Origin of the sequence: Sodalis sp. (in: enterobacteria) (genome assembly GCF_036327475.1) — a bacterium.
Lineage (GTDB): Bacteria > Pseudomonadota > Gammaproteobacteria > Enterobacterales > Enterobacteriaceae.
The window spans coordinates 1,504,091-1,519,753 of the sequence record NZ_CP132913.1; the positions used below are offsets into that span (position 1 = coordinate 1,504,091).

General features: G+C 54.2%; 14 protein-coding genes and 10 pseudogenes. 13 read left to right on the forward strand and 11 right to left on the reverse strand.

Annotation, left to right across the window (positions count from 1 at the left end):
• Positions 1–720: 720 nt before the first annotated feature.
• Positions 721–1,226, forward strand: a pseudogene (locus tag GPOALKHO_RS08070) (SIS domain-containing protein); the annotation flags it as partial.
• Positions 1,227–1,254: 28 nt separating this feature from the next.
• Entirely contained in the window at positions 1,255–1,830 is a 576-nt protein-coding gene (dolP, locus tag GPOALKHO_RS08075) for a division/outer membrane stress-associated lipid-binding lipoprotein (protein ID WP_406702052.1), read from the forward strand.
• Between the two features lie 32 nt (positions 1,831–1,862).
• On the opposite strand, the pseudogene GPOALKHO_RS08080 reads toward dolP, so the two are convergent.
• The 3 genes and pseudogenes from GPOALKHO_RS08080 to GPOALKHO_RS08090 all read right to left on the reverse strand — a co-directional run bounded on the left by GPOALKHO_RS08080 (position 1,863) and on the right by GPOALKHO_RS08090 (position 4,208).
• Positions 1,863–2,416 (reverse strand): annotated as a pseudogene (locus GPOALKHO_RS08080) (hypothetical protein).
• Between the two features lie 584 nt (positions 2,417–3,000).
• A pseudogene (locus GPOALKHO_RS08085) lies at positions 3,001–3,666 on the reverse strand (ATP-binding protein); the annotation flags it as partial.
• A 344-nt stretch (positions 3,667–4,010) separates the two neighbouring features.
• Complete coding sequence (locus tag GPOALKHO_RS08090; protein WP_406702054.1) at positions 4,011–4,208, reverse strand: hypothetical protein; 198 nt, start codon at positions 4,206–4,208, stop codon at positions 4,011–4,013.
• Between the two features lie 1,048 nt (positions 4,209–5,256).
• On the opposite strand from GPOALKHO_RS08090, the gene GPOALKHO_RS08095 reads away from it, so the two are divergent.
• The 7 genes and pseudogenes from GPOALKHO_RS08095 to GPOALKHO_RS08125 form a co-directional block, all read left to right on the forward strand.
• Positions 5,257–5,442 carry a hypothetical protein gene (locus tag GPOALKHO_RS08095; RefSeq protein ID WP_406702056.1) on the forward strand — a complete coding sequence of 62 codons (186 nt, stop codon included), beginning with the start codon at positions 5,257–5,259 and terminating at the stop codon, positions 5,440–5,442.
• 442 nt (positions 5,443–5,884) lie between these two features.
• On the forward strand, positions 5,885–5,950 hold the full coding sequence (locus GPOALKHO_RS08100; RefSeq protein WP_406703458.1) for a hypothetical protein: 66 nt from the start codon (positions 5,885–5,887) through the stop codon (positions 5,948–5,950).
• A 199-nt stretch (positions 5,951–6,149) separates the two neighbouring features.
• Positions 6,150–6,403 (forward strand): annotated as a pseudogene (locus GPOALKHO_RS08105) (hypothetical protein).
• Positions 6,403–6,561: a hypothetical protein gene (locus tag GPOALKHO_RS08110; RefSeq protein ID WP_406702058.1), complete on the forward strand. Its 159-nt coding sequence runs from the start codon at positions 6,403–6,405 to the stop codon at positions 6,559–6,561. The pseudogene GPOALKHO_RS08105 and the gene GPOALKHO_RS08110 overlap by 1 nt, the downstream one beginning before the upstream one ends.
• 285 nt (positions 6,562–6,846) lie before the next feature.
• A complete protein-coding gene (locus tag GPOALKHO_RS08115) occupies positions 6,847–7,059 on the forward strand; it encodes a hypothetical protein (protein ID WP_406702060.1) in 213 nt (70 codons plus the stop codon).
• 493 nt (positions 7,060–7,552) lie between these two features.
• Positions 7,553–7,690: a hypothetical protein gene (locus GPOALKHO_RS08120; RefSeq protein WP_406702062.1), complete on the forward strand. Its 138-nt coding sequence runs from the start codon at positions 7,553–7,555 to the stop codon at positions 7,688–7,690.
• Positions 7,691–7,885: 195 nt separating this feature from the next.
• Positions 7,886–9,096, forward strand: a pseudogene (locus tag GPOALKHO_RS08125) (FAD-dependent oxidoreductase); the annotation flags it as partial.
• Between the two features lie 228 nt (positions 9,097–9,324).
• Here GPOALKHO_RS08125 and GPOALKHO_RS08130 read toward each other — a convergent pair.
• The 8 genes and pseudogenes from GPOALKHO_RS08130 to zapE (GPOALKHO_RS08165) all read right to left on the reverse strand — a co-directional run.
• A pseudogene (locus tag GPOALKHO_RS08130) lies at positions 9,325–9,606 on the reverse strand (ClpXP protease specificity-enhancing factor SspB); the annotation flags it as partial.
• A 52-nt stretch (positions 9,607–9,658) separates the two neighbouring features.
• Positions 9,659–10,288 carry a stringent starvation protein SspA gene (gene sspA / locus GPOALKHO_RS08135; protein ID WP_406702064.1) on the reverse strand — a complete coding sequence of 210 codons (630 nt, stop codon included), beginning with the start codon at positions 10,286–10,288 and terminating at the stop codon, positions 9,659–9,661.
• 296 nt (positions 10,289–10,584) lie between these two features.
• Positions 10,585–10,977: a 30S ribosomal protein S9 gene (rpsI, locus tag GPOALKHO_RS08140; protein ID WP_406702065.1), complete on the reverse strand. Its 393-nt coding sequence runs from the start codon at positions 10,975–10,977 to the stop codon at positions 10,585–10,587.
• A gap of 15 nt (positions 10,978–10,992) precedes the next feature.
• Positions 10,993–11,421, reverse strand: a complete 429-nt coding sequence (rplM, locus tag GPOALKHO_RS08145; RefSeq protein WP_406703460.1) for a 50S ribosomal protein L13 — start codon at positions 11,419–11,421, stop codon at positions 10,993–10,995.
• Between the two features lie 190 nt (positions 11,422–11,611).
• Positions 11,612–11,866, reverse strand: a pseudogene (gene zapE, locus GPOALKHO_RS08150) (AFG1/ZapE family ATPase).
• Between the two features lie 47 nt (positions 11,867–11,913).
• Positions 11,914–12,066, reverse strand: coding sequence for a hypothetical protein (locus tag GPOALKHO_RS08155; RefSeq protein WP_406703508.1), 153 nt, complete (start codon positions 12,064–12,066; stop codon positions 11,914–11,916).
• Positions 12,009–12,257, reverse strand: a pseudogene (zapE, locus tag GPOALKHO_RS08160) (AFG1/ZapE family ATPase). Before zapE (GPOALKHO_RS08160) ends, GPOALKHO_RS08155 begins: the two are co-directional and overlap by 58 nt.
• Before the next feature lie 142 nt (positions 12,258–12,399).
• Positions 12,400–12,540 (reverse strand): annotated as a pseudogene (gene zapE, locus GPOALKHO_RS08165) (AFG1/ZapE family ATPase); the annotation flags it as partial.
• A 20-nt stretch (positions 12,541–12,560) separates the two neighbouring features.
• Between zapE (GPOALKHO_RS08165) and GPOALKHO_RS08170 the strand changes: the two are divergent.
• The 4 genes and pseudogenes from GPOALKHO_RS08170 to GPOALKHO_RS08185 all read left to right on the forward strand — a co-directional run.
• Positions 12,561–12,689 carry a hypothetical protein gene (locus tag GPOALKHO_RS08170; RefSeq protein ID WP_406702067.1) on the forward strand — a complete coding sequence of 43 codons (129 nt, stop codon included), beginning with the start codon at positions 12,561–12,563 and terminating at the stop codon, positions 12,687–12,689.
• A 209-nt stretch (positions 12,690–12,898) separates the two neighbouring features.
• Positions 12,899–13,351 carry a Z-ring associated protein ZapG gene (gene zapG, locus GPOALKHO_RS08175; RefSeq protein ID WP_406702069.1) on the forward strand — a complete coding sequence of 151 codons (453 nt, stop codon included), beginning with the start codon at positions 12,899–12,901 and terminating at the stop codon, positions 13,349–13,351.
• A 100-nt stretch (positions 13,352–13,451) separates the two neighbouring features.
• The gene (gene degQ, locus GPOALKHO_RS08180) at positions 13,452–14,822 is read left to right on the forward strand and encodes a serine endoprotease DegQ (RefSeq protein WP_406702071.1); all 1,371 of its coding nucleotides are present in this window, start codon (positions 13,452–13,454) and stop codon (positions 14,820–14,822) included.
• Positions 14,823–14,901: 79 nt separating this feature from the next.
• Positions 14,902–15,512, forward strand: a pseudogene (locus GPOALKHO_RS08185) (PDZ domain-containing protein); the annotation flags it as partial.
• Positions 15,513–15,663: the final 151 nt, after the last annotated feature.

Below are 15,663 nucleotides of genomic sequence, written 5' to 3' on the forward strand. Positions count from 1 at the left end.
GGTCCACTCCTGAAGAACGACGTGGAGCAGTTGTACAACGATAACGCTCAATCAGCTGAAGCACCTGCAATCGCGGCCCAATATTTGCTATTTGCCCTGTCACTGTAAGATGAAGCGCGCGACGTGGCCAACATATTCACCAGTAGGGCCATGGGGACAGAGTGCCAATGCGTTTTCCGACGATAGCCGATGGAGAAGCGCCGGCCAACACGGCGGCACCAACCACGGTCCTACCATCCTCGCACAACAGGATAACGGCGCGGTGCCGACATCCGCCAATGCCAACGACGGTATCGCGACGCGGCCTATATTATCGCCACCCCGACGAGCTGGCGCTGATTAAGACCAGCGCTATCCCGCTACTAACCGGATACATCCGGTGCTGCTGTTGCAGATAAGCGCCCAGTTCCGCGGTGATTATTCGATGGTTCGGCTGTGCGCCATGGTATGGACGTCTGGACGCTGGCCAATCACTTAAGCGAAATGCGCCAGCTTCCGAGCTTTCAGGTTGCGGACGAAATCGACACGCTGTATCGGCAACGCCGCATTGCGTAATCAACAGGACGTTGTCATGCCTGAAATGCCCGTGGGGCAACTCATATAGCACCGCCGCCGTTCGTTTACTGCTGGTGGCGAAAGTCTGGCTGGTACAGCGCTAGTTTTAACATTTCTATCTGTCGCTTCGACATTGTCGCCATTATCAGAAGTTGGGTAGAATGACTGAAGACGCCTTTGGCAGCAAGTATCCAAACCCAAATAGCGGCGGCGGAAGCGCTGCTGGCGCCATCGCCCATGCTGCCAATGTATTAGCGTAGGCGCTGCTCAACGATAAAAATCTTATACTGCGGCAATGGTACCTCTGCCGCCAACGCGCAGCACGTCGCTGCCTGTATGCTGAATCGCTTTGAAGTCGAGCGCCCCGCCTGCCAGCAATGGCGTTGAATGCCGATACTGTAGCGTTGACCGCCCATCGCCAATGATCACCTGTATGGCGAGATCTACGTCATGCAGGTGCGCGCGCTCAGATGAGGTCGGCGATATCCTGCTGGCGATTTTCACCCGAGAAAATTATCGCCATGACGGACTACGACGACGGCGAATTGGCCGACATGCTTGGTCAGCAGGACATTGAAATCCGTATCCCATCCCATCGCAGTGTACGGATTCAAGAGATGCATATGCTCACCGTAAACTGTCTATGTGATTTGATAGATAATAAGTTGTTCCACCCACCTGGACGATTAAGGAGCCCAGATGAAGGTTCATACGCCACTAATACTGCTGTGTACCGCTTTGATGCTGCAAGGATGCGTCGGCGCGGTAGTGGTTGGTGCCGCCGCGGTCGCCACCAAAACCGCTACCGATCCCCGCACCGTCGGCACCCAAGTCGATGATGGCACGCTTGAAGCCAGGATCGCCAATGCACTAGCCAAAGATCAGCAACTGAAGAAAGAGGCGCATATCGTCAATACGGCCTATCAGGGCAAAGTTCTACTAACCGGCCAGGCGCTGACCCCCGAACTGGCCGAACGCGCCAAGCAGATTGCAATGGGCGTCGACGGAGCCACCGAGGTCTATAACGAAATCCGTCAGGGGCAGCCGATATCGCTCGGACGTGCGTCAATGGATACCTGGATCACCACCAAGATCCGCTGGCAGCTGCTGGCCAGCGACGCGGTCAAGTCCTCCAACGTCAAAGTGACTACGGAGAACGGCGAAGTCTTCCTGTTGGGGCTGGTGACCAACGCCGAGGGCAAGGCCGCGGCTGAAGTCGCCAGTAAGGTGAGCAGCGTGAAACATGTCACGACCGCCTTCACCTATTTACAATAGTCGCGGTTTGAGCCGACCGTTGTTAACCGCGACTAACGCAGGCCCGTCTGCGCCCGATAATCATCACCGTCCGTTTGCCACATCTGGCACAGGATCCAAGCGCTGCCGTTGGTGAATGTAGACGCTGGGAGCGTCGGTACGTAAGCTCAGCGGATTGGGTAGTGCTGCTGCTAGCGGCGTCGCCTCCACGCCAAATATGCCCTCGCCAAATTCCACAATATTCAAATATACGGTCAAAATGCACTGCTTGGTCCGCATCCCCTATCCCGCCAATCCCTTACATCGCGGATAGCAGTGATACCAAGGCGAACCTTGGGTCCTCGGCCGACATCACTGCCAAGACCATCGACAGGGCAACAGCCCGCATCGGCACCCAGCGCGAATGGGCGACATAGCGAAAATCCCCCTCTTACGCTAGTGGTCCATCTACCATTCCGCCATAACGACGCTGAAAGGCGTCGGCACAAAGGCAAAACATTATCGCCAACAGCCACAGCGCCACCAGGGCCAGACAGTCTCTTAAATAGCCAGTGCCGTGCGCTGCAGCACGGAGCGTCGCCAGCGCGCCGCCAGCTCGTCGATACATTTGACTGCCTCGAGGTCTCCGAGGTCTCCTGGGCTAGCGTGGTTATGATGTTGTTATCGCTATCAATATTGCTTTGTCACACCGAAGCCACTAGGGACGAAGCGCATCGAGTTCATCGGCGCTAGCCGCCGATAGCGGCTAGATATGCCCGCGCGAGATCCACGCTGCTTCCAGCAGCACATTGCGCCGTTCGTCGTACGGCTCACCTCTAAGATGATTTATCACCTGCAACTGCGGTTATCGAGCGCAAAACAGAGCGCGTCGCCCCGCGGTCGATGAAACGCAAGCACAGCTTCATGAATGTCATTTCCATCATTGACGCCGTAACCGCTCGACACGACACCGATCCGTTTCATTGGCTAGATTCCCCCTATCTGGTAGGCGGACTTGTTATTTCAATTGATAAAATCTGTACTACATCCCAAAGTTTAATGGATCTTAAAATATTATTTTGTTGTTTACTATAGTTTATTCTCTGTCCCCTACCGCCGCTGAGCCTTCTCGGTGGTAAACAGTGTCCTTGGTATTGGCGCAATCTCCGCGCACCATGGCACATAAGTCAGGGCCATTTCTGCTTACTGAACCTAATTACGCAACGTTTGCACATCGTGGTGCCATTCGTGCTTCAACTCGTTGATCCACTCCTGGACGTTATCCCACCAGGCCGGCAGCTCAGGGCCTTGGAGCTGCTGCGCCAACTGCCGCAAAGACGTAGCCCTACCGAGCCCGCCGCGACCTTGTTTTGTGCCCCTGCCGTGATGTCATGCCGATCGCTAGCGCAAATAGCCGGGCACCATCTCAAGCATCGCCAGACTTTCGGTAATCAATGCCGGCCCCACCAATTCCAGATATTGTTCCAGCATAGCTGGTGTCCAATATCTACCGGTTTTTACACCGCCACCATCTCTGCCGGCGCCACGATAGCTAGCGCAAAGCAAGAGCCTTGGCCTGGTTGGCTCTTAACAGTGATATCTCGCCCATTGCCTACGCTAGCCATTTGGAGACAGCCAGGCCAATTCCGGTGCCGGTCGCCGGCTTGCCATCGTGCTGACCTTTACCTGGTAGTACATAGCGAAAATCTTCTCTTGCTCCTCTTCGGAAATGTCGATGCCGGAGTTCTGCACATCAGAGCATAAACGATCCCGCTGTTCACGTCAGATGCGGATCACAATCTCACCTTATCGGGTGAATTTCACTGCGTTGTCGATGAGGTTCCACAGAATTTTCCGCAGATGGGTGCCGTCGGCGATCTCGGCGCACGCTACGGCGTCAAAGTGCGGTGTCAAATGAGGCGCCTAGTCGTCAATGTCGCCGCGCGCGTGGGATGACCGGTAAATGCGTACAAAAAGTAAGCGGTCACAAATAATATGCGGCGACAGGGAGCCACAAAGGTGTGTCGATGGCGCTACCCTGCGTTCCTTGTTCCAGTAAATAGTGATACACGGCTAGCATGCCGTCCAAACGATTTGCGCACCATTGTGGCGCAAGCAGTAGGGCACGATGGGCATTGGCGAATACGCGATGAAAGATAATGTCAGCGAATCATTTTCCATTAACGATATGTAGCGGATGCAATTTTAAACCCGCTACGCCCTTAGCTACGACTTTGCTGAGGGTGTCGAGGCACGCTGTCGCGTTCTCGCTGGGAAAACCAATAACGATGTGAGTGCACATCAGTCCCCACTCTCGTGCCAAGGCAGCGGTGCGCTGAAACAGGAAAATCATGGCCGCAGTTGATGCGTCGTAGGGTTTTCCTGTATGCTCTGTAAACCCAACTCCGGCTAGATTTCATAGCCCTTATCCTGATACCAGGTCAGCAGATCCAACACTGACAGCGGTACGCAATCGGATCAAGTGACAACATATAAGTCGGCGATATTCCCTTAGCTAAGCGCTTGTTGATATGGATTGTACTCGCACGTCTACATAAGTACTGGTACAGGCCTTGAAGTAGGTGAGATAGCGTTTGGCGCGATCCACCCAGCCACCTGGTTGGGCCAACTGTTCGGCGATAGGAGAATATTACCAATGCGGATCGCCGAGCGCCGTGACATTGTAGAAGGTGCGATCTCCCCCTCCCCGTGTACTGTATCGATTTGGGCAGCTAAAACCGTCTGTAGGCTAAGTTTATGGATCTTCTCGCCGCAGCACCAATGGAGATCGTTGCCAAACATATTAATTAATTTTTGTAACTGCATAGGCTTATGCATCCGGTGCCCTAAATGCTGACCGCGATCATAAAATATGCATTATAATCAATAATTTAAACATTTTCTTATGGATTAATAATTCCTGCCATTGTGATTTACTCAAATATGCGCCAATCCTGAAAAACAGTGGCATCTGTCGCAAAAATCGCGATTACAGAATAACGTGCTATCAAAGCACTCCGCACTAGCGAGGTGCTTTGATAGCAGCGCTGCACCACGTGATATAGCGCAATACCCAAGCACCTCAACAACACCTTATTAAGAGGTAAAGATACACTTTATTATTATCTCTTAATGGCTAGTTCACAAATTCCCATTATCACTGTCCTTTGCATGTATATTTGAACTACGTGGTTAATATCATTAACTTATGAATATCATTAAATTAGAAAGCTGCTGGAAGAAATCCTTACGAAGCAACGACTCGTCATATTTATGCAGTTATTGAGGACTCCTTCTTAATACTAGTCGTTTATCAATGTCACAGACCGTCGCGAGAGGTATTGAGTGAAAGTGTGACAGCAGAGCGCAGAAAGGGTTCATCCTGTCATCCGCTGCCGTTCCATAATAAAGATGCACCTCCTCGCAGCAGGTTGTGTGAGTTATCGGGAGGCTGGAGGAGTTCACGATATGTTGTGCGATTCTACGCACGAGAAGGACAACTGCGGCTTTGGCCTGATTGCCCATATAAATGGCGAGCCCAGCCATAAGGTCGTACGCACTGTTATTCATGCGCTGATCCGTATGCAACATCGTGGTGCGATCCCGGTCGACGGCAAAACCGGTGATGCCCGCAATTTGCTTTGCAAAACTTGATCGCTTCTATCGTATGGCGGCGCAGGAACGCGGATGGCGGCTAAAACTACTCCATCGGCATGATGTTCCTGAGCTAGGATGAAGAGGAAGCTCGCACCAAGCTCGCCGTATCGTGGAAGAAGAGATGTATCAAGAGACGCTGTCCATAGTTGGGCAATAGCGGTGTCTTCACCGCCGCGTATCGAGCAAATTTTCGCTAACGCCCCTGCCAGCTGGCGCTAGCACGATAATGAAGCTCTGCTTGTATGGGGCGCGCCGCCGCATCGAAAGCGCGTCACCGACGACAGTTTCTACGTCTGTAACGTCTGTAATCTGTCCAATTTGGTGATCGTGTATAAAGACCTCTGCGTACGGCGGACCTGCCGTGCTTTTATCTCGACTTGGCGGATTTGCGGCCAGAATCGACCATCTGCCCGTTCCATTGGTGCTTTCAACCAACATCGTGCCGCGCTGGCCGCTGGCCCAGCCATGCCGTTACTTTGGCCATAATAAATACTACTACCGGTAACCGGCAGTGAGACGCGCCCCCATCAGCTGAAGCTGAAAACGCCTCTGATCCGCGATTTGCAAGATGCCGCGCCGTTCGTCAATGAAACCGGATGCGGACTCCAGTTCGCTAGGTAATATGCTGGGGGTGTTTTTAAACGGCGCGATGGATCTCATCAGCGAGCCTGTGGGTGCCGCCAGCCTGGCAGAACACCCGGAATATGGATCCCGAGCTGCGCGCCTTTTCGACTTTAACTCGATGCATCTCGATGCATATGGAGCCCTGGGATAGTTCGGCCTGTCTGGCATGTCCGATGCTCTCTTCGCTGCTTGTAACCCGGATCGTAACGGCCTGCGCCAGGCGCACTACGTCATTACCACCGATAAGCTCATCACCTTCGCCTGCGGATCGGTATATGGGACTACTCAACCAGACGAAATCGTGGAAAAGGTCGCATCAGCCCCGGCGGACTGATGGCAATGGACATCACCAGCGGGCGCATTCTGCACTCAAAACTGATAACGATCTCAAAAGCCGCTCCCTTCCGCAACGTGCACTACCTCACGCCGTTCGAAGATCTGCCGGACAATCAGGTTGGGTTCCGCGCGAAAAACAGTTCGGGTATATTTTGAAGAGCTAGACGCCATCGCGCGCGTGCTGGGGGAAGAGAAGCCACCTGGTCAATGGGCGAGATACGCCGTTCGCCGTGCTTCCCAGCCGACCATAAGTGATTTATGACTGTTTCCGCCAGCAGTTTGCTTAGGTGATCAATCCGCCTATCTCGTTGCGCGAGGCCCAGGTGATGTCCTGGTCACCTGCATCAGCCGTAATATGTTTAGCGAAGCGGAAGGTTAAGCGTACTGTTTGGCGTTCAAATCGCCCATTTTACTCTATTCTGACACTTTACTCAGCTCGCGATGCAGGCTGTAGATCACTATCGCGCCAACAAGCTTGATATTACCTTTAAGCCGACGCAGGCGCGCCTGCACGACACGATCTTAGGCTCACAGTGTACTGGTACTGACCGACCGCGCCATCTCCAGGGCCGCATACCGGTGCCGACGCCGATGGTAGCGGGGCCATCCATCACTCGCCAGGTGGAAAAAACATGCGCTGCGATGCCAACTTGATTGTTGAACCTGCCAGCGCCAGCGATCCGCACCACTTTGGGGTGCTGCTGGGCTTCGTCGCCGGGAAAGCTTGGCCGGGATGGTGGATAACGGTGCCATCGAGAAAGATGATCGTACGGATATGCTGAACTTCCAATAAGGGGTTGTACAAGATCATGTACAAATAGGCATTTCTACCGTCGTCTCGTGCCGCTGCTCAAAGCCGTTTGAAGCGGTAGGCCTAACAGAATCTGTGCTTCCATGGCGTAGTTAGCCGTATCGGTGGTGCCAACTTTAGCGATTTCGAGCCGGATTTACTGAACATGTCGAAACGAGCCTGGCTGAAACGCAAAACCCTCGACAGGGGTCGGCGTTGAAATACGTCTGAAAGAATATCACGCCTACAATCCTAATGTGGTGCGCACTCTACAACAGGCTGTACAGAGCGGCGATAGGCAAGATATCGTCAGTATACCGATCTGGTAACCAGTGGCCAGTCGCGACGCCACAAGATTTGCTGCCACTGAAGCCTAACGGTCGAGTGGTCGCATTGGGTCAGGTTAAGCTAGCCGAAACGCCATTTAAACGGTTCGACACCGCCGCGATGTCCACCGACACGCTCAACCCAAAGGCCCACGAGTCACTGGCCTAGGCCATGAATGGGCTTAGCGGTTTCTCCAACTTCGACAAGGTTAGCCATTCACGAAGAGCATCACCTGCGTGGGCTGATAACCGAACACATTCATCTGACCGACTCCCACCGTAGCGAGGAGCTGCCGGCCAATTGGCGGGTTTGGGCTGACCGCTGCGCGCTGGTGAAGCAAAACAAGCGATGTGAAAGTGTTGCTCTGACTCGCAGTCCAAAGCGCGGGCGGACCGTCATCTCTCCTGCGGCAACCCTTACTGTGAATGGAAATGTCCGGTCCACAACCACATTCCGAAACTGAGCTTTCGCACTAGACCAACAGTCTACCGGAAGTGTACGGACGCGTCTTCCAGCAGGACAGGTTGAGTGAGGGCCTCTGGACGCTCAACGATAAGTTCGGCACGGTCACTATCAGCAATATTGAACGCTATATTAACGACAAAACCATAAAACCATTGAAATGGGCTGGAAACCTCGCGTTGCCAGCGTCGTTCCCACTGAAAAACGGGTAACGATTATCAAATCGGTGGCTTATTGACCTTCGACATCCGTGCCTTTAAGCCGGAAAGGGGTGATAAAGCGCCGCGAAATCTTTAGCGACACAGGTATTTGGTTCCCATTGAATACCGAAATCGGTCAAGATGTGCAGTTGGGCGATCTGTTCGGAGAATGCGATGCGGTGTTCTTTGGCGTCGGTACCTATCCGATGTGAGGCGGTTTTGGCAATGACGACGCGCCTGACGTGTATAACACGTTGCGCCAATACCCGTGAAACTGATGGGCTGCGGCAACCCCGCCGAAGTGTCCTATGTCAACATGAGCGGGGAAACAGTGGCTGTGCTGGGCGGAGGCGATACCGCCATGGACTGTGTCAGGACCTCTATTCGTCACGGCGGCCAGCCAGGTTGTCTGCGTCTGTCGTCGCGATGAGGAAAACATGCCCGGCTCATGCCGTGAGGTAAAACTCGCGCGAGGAAGGGTGGAGTTCATGTTGAATCTACAGCCGGTAAGTATCGAGGTGGTCGCAGATGGCCGGACCTGCGGCGTGAAAATAGCCCCTACCGCCATGGGCGCGCCAGATGCCCATGGACGCCGACGCGCAGAAATCGTTGCGGGCTCTGAGCATATTCTTGATGCCGATGCGGTGGTAGTCACCTTCGGCTTCCGTCCGAACACATGAGCTGACTGGCCAATTTCAGCGTTGAACTGGACAACCAAGGTCGGATCATGACGCCGGAACACGGAGAGGCCGCCTTTCAGGCTAGCAATCCCTAGCAATCCGAACTAGCAATCCGAATATCCTCGCCGGCGGCGATGCGGTGCGCGGCTCTGATCTGGTAGCCACCGCCATTGCTGAAAGGCATAAAGAGATCGAAGAAGAGGTCGAAGCATCACGTTACCTGGAAGTGTAAGCGCTTCCATTCACGCTAGGGCCAAAGACACACGCCGATCCCGCCGCAATACCAGGACGGCGTCTTGTTGTGTGGCTTGAAGCCGGCGTGTTTCTGGTAAAATCGGTAAGGTAGGCCAAGCTGCAAATCGGCGGCCTTGGGCTGGTAGAGCCGTAACGTCGTCGAGCAAGTACTTCGCCACGCGCAATGAAGGACGGCCAGCGCCAGTCGCTCGTATGCTATTGTTATATCGGGCTCAAACATCGTGCCGGCACCGTTTCACGGGCGCAAATCACCAGCACAGCCGCCATCAGCACTACCATCTGACACGAAACCCCGCTAAAGTGGGCGTTAAATTGCGCTCACTATTGCTCAGCGCCAAATTCGTCACCGCGCGCGGCGCAATACTGAGCACGATTTGCCCGGCATGGGCAAATTCTATCGGCACCGTCACATCATCCACGTCGACATTCACCATGGGCTGAGGCGTCAGCTGATTATCAAACAACTGCTCGTAAACGCCCGTAGCAAGCAAGGCCGACTCGGCGAAAGCTGAGTTACTTACACCCCCTTACTCTTGGATCTATAGGCGCATTTCCCGTTCGGCATCAGTCAGCGAGGCCAGGAAGGCATCGCGTTCAAATACGCGCGTCATATACCCTTTCAGCTCTTTGGCGCCCGCGCCGGCCAGTTCAATGCCCGGCTGTGGCAAACGCCACAGCAGCGGCGCAAGGTAGCAATCCACTAGGCTGAACTCTTCGCTCATGAAAAACGGCGCTTCGTTGAACACCGGCGCCATCACCAGCAGCTCCTCGCGCAGCTGCCGGCGCGCGTTATCCGCTTCGCTGCCGCTGCTTTGCTCGATTTTGCGCATCAGCGTGTACCAATCGTTCTCGATGCGGTGCATCATCAGGCGGCTGGTGCCGCGCGCTACAGGGTACACCGGCATCAGCGGCGGATGAGGGAACCGTTCATCTAAGTATTCCATGATAATGCGTGACTCGTAAAGCGTCAGTTCGCGATCGACCAGCGTCGGCACGGTGCGGTAGGGGTTGAGGTCAATCAGGTCTTGCGGCAGATTATCCATCTCAACCTGCTCAATTTCGACACTTACCCCCTTTTCTGCCAGCACGATGCGCACTTGATGGCTAGAAATGTCGGTCGTGCCGGAAAATAGCGTCATCACCGAACGTTTATTGGCAGCGACAGCCATGAAAACCTCCAAGTTTATTGAGAAATACCGCGAATAACACTAACCCAGGGTTATTTTCCTGATTTGTCCGCCGTTGCCCCATAGCACCTTGCCCGCTACAACCTGGCCTGGAAAGTCTGCAGCCGGTCGACAAAACGCCAGCCAAGTAAACAGGTAATATAAGCACTAGCTAGTTTATCAGATTTTGCTTGTTTTTTTGGGATATGGCAAATCAGCGTGAATAACTAGCCGCGGTTGATATTCCAGGCGGGTCGTGACGCAATAAATAAAAAGCTGTGGAAATGAATCCTATGAAGTTAACGTTTCGAGAACTGCGGACGACGGCGTGCTTTACGCAGACCGACTTTCTTACGTTCAACCTGACGGGCATCACGGGTAACAAAACCAGCCTTGTGCAGATTGGCGCGCAGCGTTTCGTCATATTTCATCAGTGCACGGGCGAGACCGTGGCGAATGGCGCCTGCCTGACCGGAGATGCCGCCACCTTTAACGGTGATGTACAGATCCAATTTGCTCACCATGCCGACCAGCTCCAGAGGTTGGCGAACGACCATGCGGGCGGTTTCGCGACCAAAGTACTGATCCAGATTACGCTGGTTAATAACGATGTTGCCGCTGCCCGCCTTAACGAAGACGCGAGCGGAAGAGCTCTTACGGCGACCAGTGCCGTAATATTGATTTACAGCCATTGCCTATAATCCCGATTAAATGTCCAGAACTTGTGGGTGCTGTGCCGCGTGGTTGTGCTCGTTGCCGGCGTAAACTTTCAGTTTACGGAACATAGCACGACCGAGCGGGCCTTTTGGCAGCATGCCTTTAACTGCGATTTCAATCACTCGCTCAGGGCGGCGAGAAATCATCTCTTCAAGGGTCGCTTGTTTGATACCACCAACGTGACCAGTGTAGTGATAGTAGATCTTATCGTTACGCCTGTTGCCGGTAACAGCCACCTTATCAGCGTTCAGAACAATGAGATAATCACCGGTATCCACATGCGGCGTATATTCCGCTTTATGTTTGCCGCGCAGACGACGAGCCAGTTCGGTAGCAAAACGACCAAGTGTTTTCCCTTCAGCATCAACAATATACCAGCCACGTTTGATCATTTCCGGCTTTGCTGTAAAAGTTTTCATTAAAAGCTTACCCAATTTCAGTTACACGTTGGTACAATGAATAGTTATGAGACCCACACGGCTTCCAGTCTGGAAAACCACCCCTTCGAGTAGCCGTTGCTCAATTGAAGTTTTAGGAAAAACCTCAATGTAACGTAGGATTGCAAGATTATATAGAAGTCATCCGCAAAGATCGATCATCTTCACGTCATCAGGGCTGATGCGTCAACCGGAGATATTCCTCGCTTTGCATTTCCTGCAAACGCGACAAGCAGCGCTGGTACTCGAAACGCAGCAACTGCCCCTGATAGAGCACGGCCATCGGCACACTGGTGGCGACCACCAACTTGACGCGGCGCTCGTAGAATTCATCCACACAGCGCTAAAAATCGGCGGGCGGTATTTTCTCGTTGCTCATCGGCCGTACATTGTGTAACAGGACGCTATGAAAGAGTTCAGAGAGCACGATATAGTTGTTTTGACTGCGCGCGACACCGCACAGATCGGCGAAATCTAGCGCACCACTCCGTCGGTCACGCCCAGAGTCGGTAGCAGCCGATGATTGATCCAGCGCTGGGGGTCGCCCTCAAGCGCGAGATGTTTCCCCGTCAGGGCGCTGACATCCACGCTATCGCCCTGTCCGTCTTGTCGCCGATTGGCGGCCACAAACTAGCCTGCATCAAGGTGCGCAGCCAGTAATCGATGCCGGCATCGATACTCATCACTTCGCAATGGCGTTTAATAAGTTCTATGGCCGTCAGGAGACGCGTGCGCTATAACCCGTTGTGGTAAAGATCGTCCGGCGAAATATTGGAGGTGGTCACAAGCGTAATGCCGCGGGCAAACAGTACCTGCATCAGGGTACCAAGCAGCACCGCGTCGGTCTAGGCCTTGAAGCCGTCGGCAATGATCTCCAGCGGACCCTGGTGCCCCTGGAGGACAGGTCATCTCTTCATGCACCCGCAGCATAAAACGGTGGAAATGCAGCCGCAGTTCACGCTCACTGTGCAGGCTGCGATAAAATAAATCAATCAGCCAGGTCTTGCCTCTGCCTACCCCGCCCCACATATATAGTCCCTGGACCGGCTCGTCCGTTGCGCGCTTACCCTTGCTAAGCCATTTTGCCAGCAGGCGTAACACCGAGGGCCGCTGGTGGCGGCGTGTTGCACCGCGCCAAACTGCTGGTGGATCCGGTCCAGCCGGGCAATGGCAGCGGCCTGGACGTCATCAGGCTGGTATTCCCCTTGCGCAAGCATCTGCTGACAAAGGGACAGGGTGAGGTGACCTGAATGTGACTGACGTTCCCTGAATGAACGTGAAAGGCAAAAGCGCGTGCCACACATCCTAAGCAGCGGCGCGGTCGAATGCCATCGCCCCGCGCCCAAGCTGGTAACCCGTCGTCACACGCTCCGGTTCCACTGATGGCGCGTTACCGGCTATAGTAAAGGTAACTGTGTATTAAACCCTACGGGACAACGAAGTCAAAACAGGAGCCATTATGACCTGGGAATATACGCTGGTTGGATTGGTGGCGGGCATTATCATCGGCGCGGTCGCCATGCGGTTTGGCAATCGTAAACTGCGTCAGCAGCAAACACTTGAGCACGAGCTGGAGAAGAGTAAAGCCGAGCTGGACGAGTATAGTGAAGAGCTGACCAGCCATTTCGCCCGCAGCGCCGAATTATTGGACAATATGGCAGACGATTACCGTCAGTTGTATCAGCATATGGCCAAAAGCTCCAATAGTCTGCTGCCAGAGCAGCGCCGCAAAGATAATCCGTTCCGTTATCGTTTAACCGAAGCGGAAGCGGACAGCGATCAAATCCTGGCGGAAATGCAGCCGCGGGATTACTCGGAAAGCGCCAGCGGCTTGCTGCGCACTACGCGTGGCTTGCGTGCCAGACCAGCGCCGCCAGCCGCGTTTTGCCGGCGTCGCGCGCGCCATGGCTGAGCTTTTCCGTACCCGGCAGGGTCATAATGGCGATTATGCCACCGTCACCAGGTGGCTGAAGCAGGGTATCTGATACGAAAACGAGCGAGTTAACGTTACGATGAAAACAACACCTCTATTCAGCATATTGGTTCTCAGTATCTGGCTGAGTCTACTCCCTTTTTCTGCACCCCTGGCGGCGTTGCCGGCCGAAGTGGCGGGGCAGTCCATGCTCAGTCTGGCGCCGATGCTGACCAAAGTCTTGCCGGCGGTGGTAAGCGTCCATGTGGAAGGCTATCAACCCATTCGGCGTCCTATGCGGCCAAAGGAATTCAAATACTTCTTCGGTCCAGATACCCCTGGCGGCAACGGTGGAACGCGTCCGTTTGAAGGGCTGGGGTCAGGGGTCATCATCAACGCCGCGAAGGGTTATGTAATAACCAACAACCATGTGGTTAACGGCGCGGACAAGATCAAAATACAGCTCAATGACGGTCGCGAATTCGACGCCAAGCTGGTAGGGCACGACGAGCAGACCGATCTGGCGCTGCTGCAGTTGCCCTCCCCGAAAAACCTCAGCGAGGTGACCATGGCCGACTCCGACGCCATTAAGGTCGGCGATTTTGCGATTGCGGTGGGTAACCCGTTCGGCCTCGGGCAGACAGCCACATCAGGTATCGTATCCGCCCTTGGCCGAAGCGGTCTTAATTTAGATGGCCTGGAAAACTTCATTCAGACCGATGCCTCTATCAACCGCGGCAATTCTGGCGGTGCGCTAGTTAACCTCAACGGTGAGCTTATCGGCATTAACACCGCCATTCTGGCGCCGGGGGGCGGCAATATCGGCATCGGTTTCGCCATCCCCAGTAATATCGTCAAAAATCTAAGTCAGCAACTGATTGAATACGGCGAAGTCAAGCGCGGCCAGTTGGGTATTAAGGGTACTGAGCTGACCGCCGATATCGCTAAAGCCTTTAACATCGACGCCCAGCGCGGCGCGTTCGTCAGCGAAGTATTGCCGAATTCCGCCGCGGCCAAGGCCGGTATCAAAGCCGGCGATATCATCATCTCAGTGGAAAACAAGCCGATTCAGAGTTTCGCCGAACTGCGGGTGAAAGTCGGCACGACCGCCCCAGGTAAAATCGTCAAGCTCGGCCTACTGCACAACGGCAAGCCGCAAACGGCGTCGGTAGTCCTGGATGACAGCGCGTCCGCCACCACCAGCGAAGAGATTCTCACTCCGGAGCTGCGGGGAGCCTCTCTGAGTAATGGTCAGTTGAAAGACGGCACCAAGGGCGTTCAGGTAAAGGATGTGGTGAAAGATTCCCCTGCCGCCGCGATCGGCCTGCAGAAAGGCGATGTGATCGTGGGCCTGAACCGCGAACGGGTACAAAGCCTAGCACAACTGCGCAAAGTGTTGGACGCCAAACCGGCGGTCATGGCGCTAAATATCGTGCGTGGCGACACGAGTATTTTCCTGTTACTGCGCTAAGGGATCAAAAAAGGGACGCCGGCGCCGCGGTGTCCGTTTAACTCATGTTACCATGCTCCTCAAGTTGTTGCGTTCCGTCAAGCATGTCATCAACGACGCCGAGCAAATTATCGTCGTGCTGCAGGACTGGCCTGTATACACAGGCGCTGTCGGTCGGTTTAGTCAGTCTGACCGATCTGGCGCTGCTGAAACGCCAACAACCTGCCGTGATCCCCATCAATCACGACCGACAGCCACATATCAGCGATGTAGTGATGGCGATTTGCAACCCCTACAATCTAGGGTAGACGATTACCAAAGCATTTTTAGCGCCATCGGCCGCATCGGTTTTGAGCCCGTCAGAGCGGCAGAATTTCTTGCAAATCGTTATCGTTTGATAAGAGCAATAACGGCGAAAGGTATCGGTTTGGCCATTCCAACCGTGCTGACCACCAAGGTGGTGAACAAGCTAATTCGCGATGGTCGAGTGACCCACGGCTATATCGGTATCGGTAGCCGTGAAGTAGCGCTGATACACAACGGCGGCGGCCCTCGCGCATTCAAGGCATCATCGTCAATGAAGTGACGCTAGATAGCCCGGCGATGTAGGCCGGTATTCGGGTGGAAGGTGTGATCCTAAGCGTCAACCATAAGCCAGCCATTTCCGCGATCGAAACGATGGATCAGGTGGCGGAAATTCGTCCAGGATCGCGCCGACGCCTTAAACTAAAGCGCTGTGCGCGCATTGCCAGATGCCAGAACCGCCGCATGGGGTGACGCCAACGAGCGGCAAGCCGTACGCTCTGATGCTAATTTGGTGCGCCGTACAGCAGGCGGTAGAGGCGACACCGGCGAGCAACAT

Bases quoted from the DNA above. Each gene is read 5' to 3' on its own strand.
- zapG (WP_406702069.1), top strand. From the start codon at position 12,899: ATGACCTGGGAATATACGCTGGTTGGATTGGTGGCGGGCATTATCATC.
- rplM (WP_406703460.1), bottom strand. From the start codon at position 11,421: ATGAAAACTTTTACAGCAAAGCCGGAAATGATCAAACGTGGCTGGTAT.
- sspA (WP_406702064.1), bottom strand. From the start codon at position 10,288: ATGGCTGTCGCTGCCAATAAACGTTCGGTGATGACGCTATTTTCCGGC.
- rpsI (WP_406702065.1), bottom strand. From the start codon at position 10,977: ATGGCTGTAAATCAATATTACGGCACTGGTCGCCGTAAGAGCTCTTCC.
- GPOALKHO_RS08115 (WP_406702060.1), top strand. From the start codon at position 6,847: ATGCAGGCTGTAGATCACTATCGCGCCAACAAGCTTGATATTACCTTT.
- GPOALKHO_RS08090 (WP_406702054.1), bottom strand. From the start codon at position 4,208: ATGAAATCTAGCCGGAGTTGGGTTTACAGAGCATACAGGAAAACCCTA.
- GPOALKHO_RS08095 (WP_406702056.1), top strand. From the start codon at position 5,257: ATGTTGTGCGATTCTACGCACGAGAAGGACAACTGCGGCTTTGGCCTG.
- dolP (WP_406702052.1), top strand. From the start codon at position 1,255: ATGAAGGTTCATACGCCACTAATACTGCTGTGTACCGCTTTGATGCTG.
- GPOALKHO_RS08110 (WP_406702058.1), top strand. From the start codon at position 6,403: ATGGCAATGGACATCACCAGCGGGCGCATTCTGCACTCAAAACTGATA.
- degQ (WP_406702071.1), top strand. From the start codon at position 13,452: ATGAAAACAACACCTCTATTCAGCATATTGGTTCTCAGTATCTGGCTG.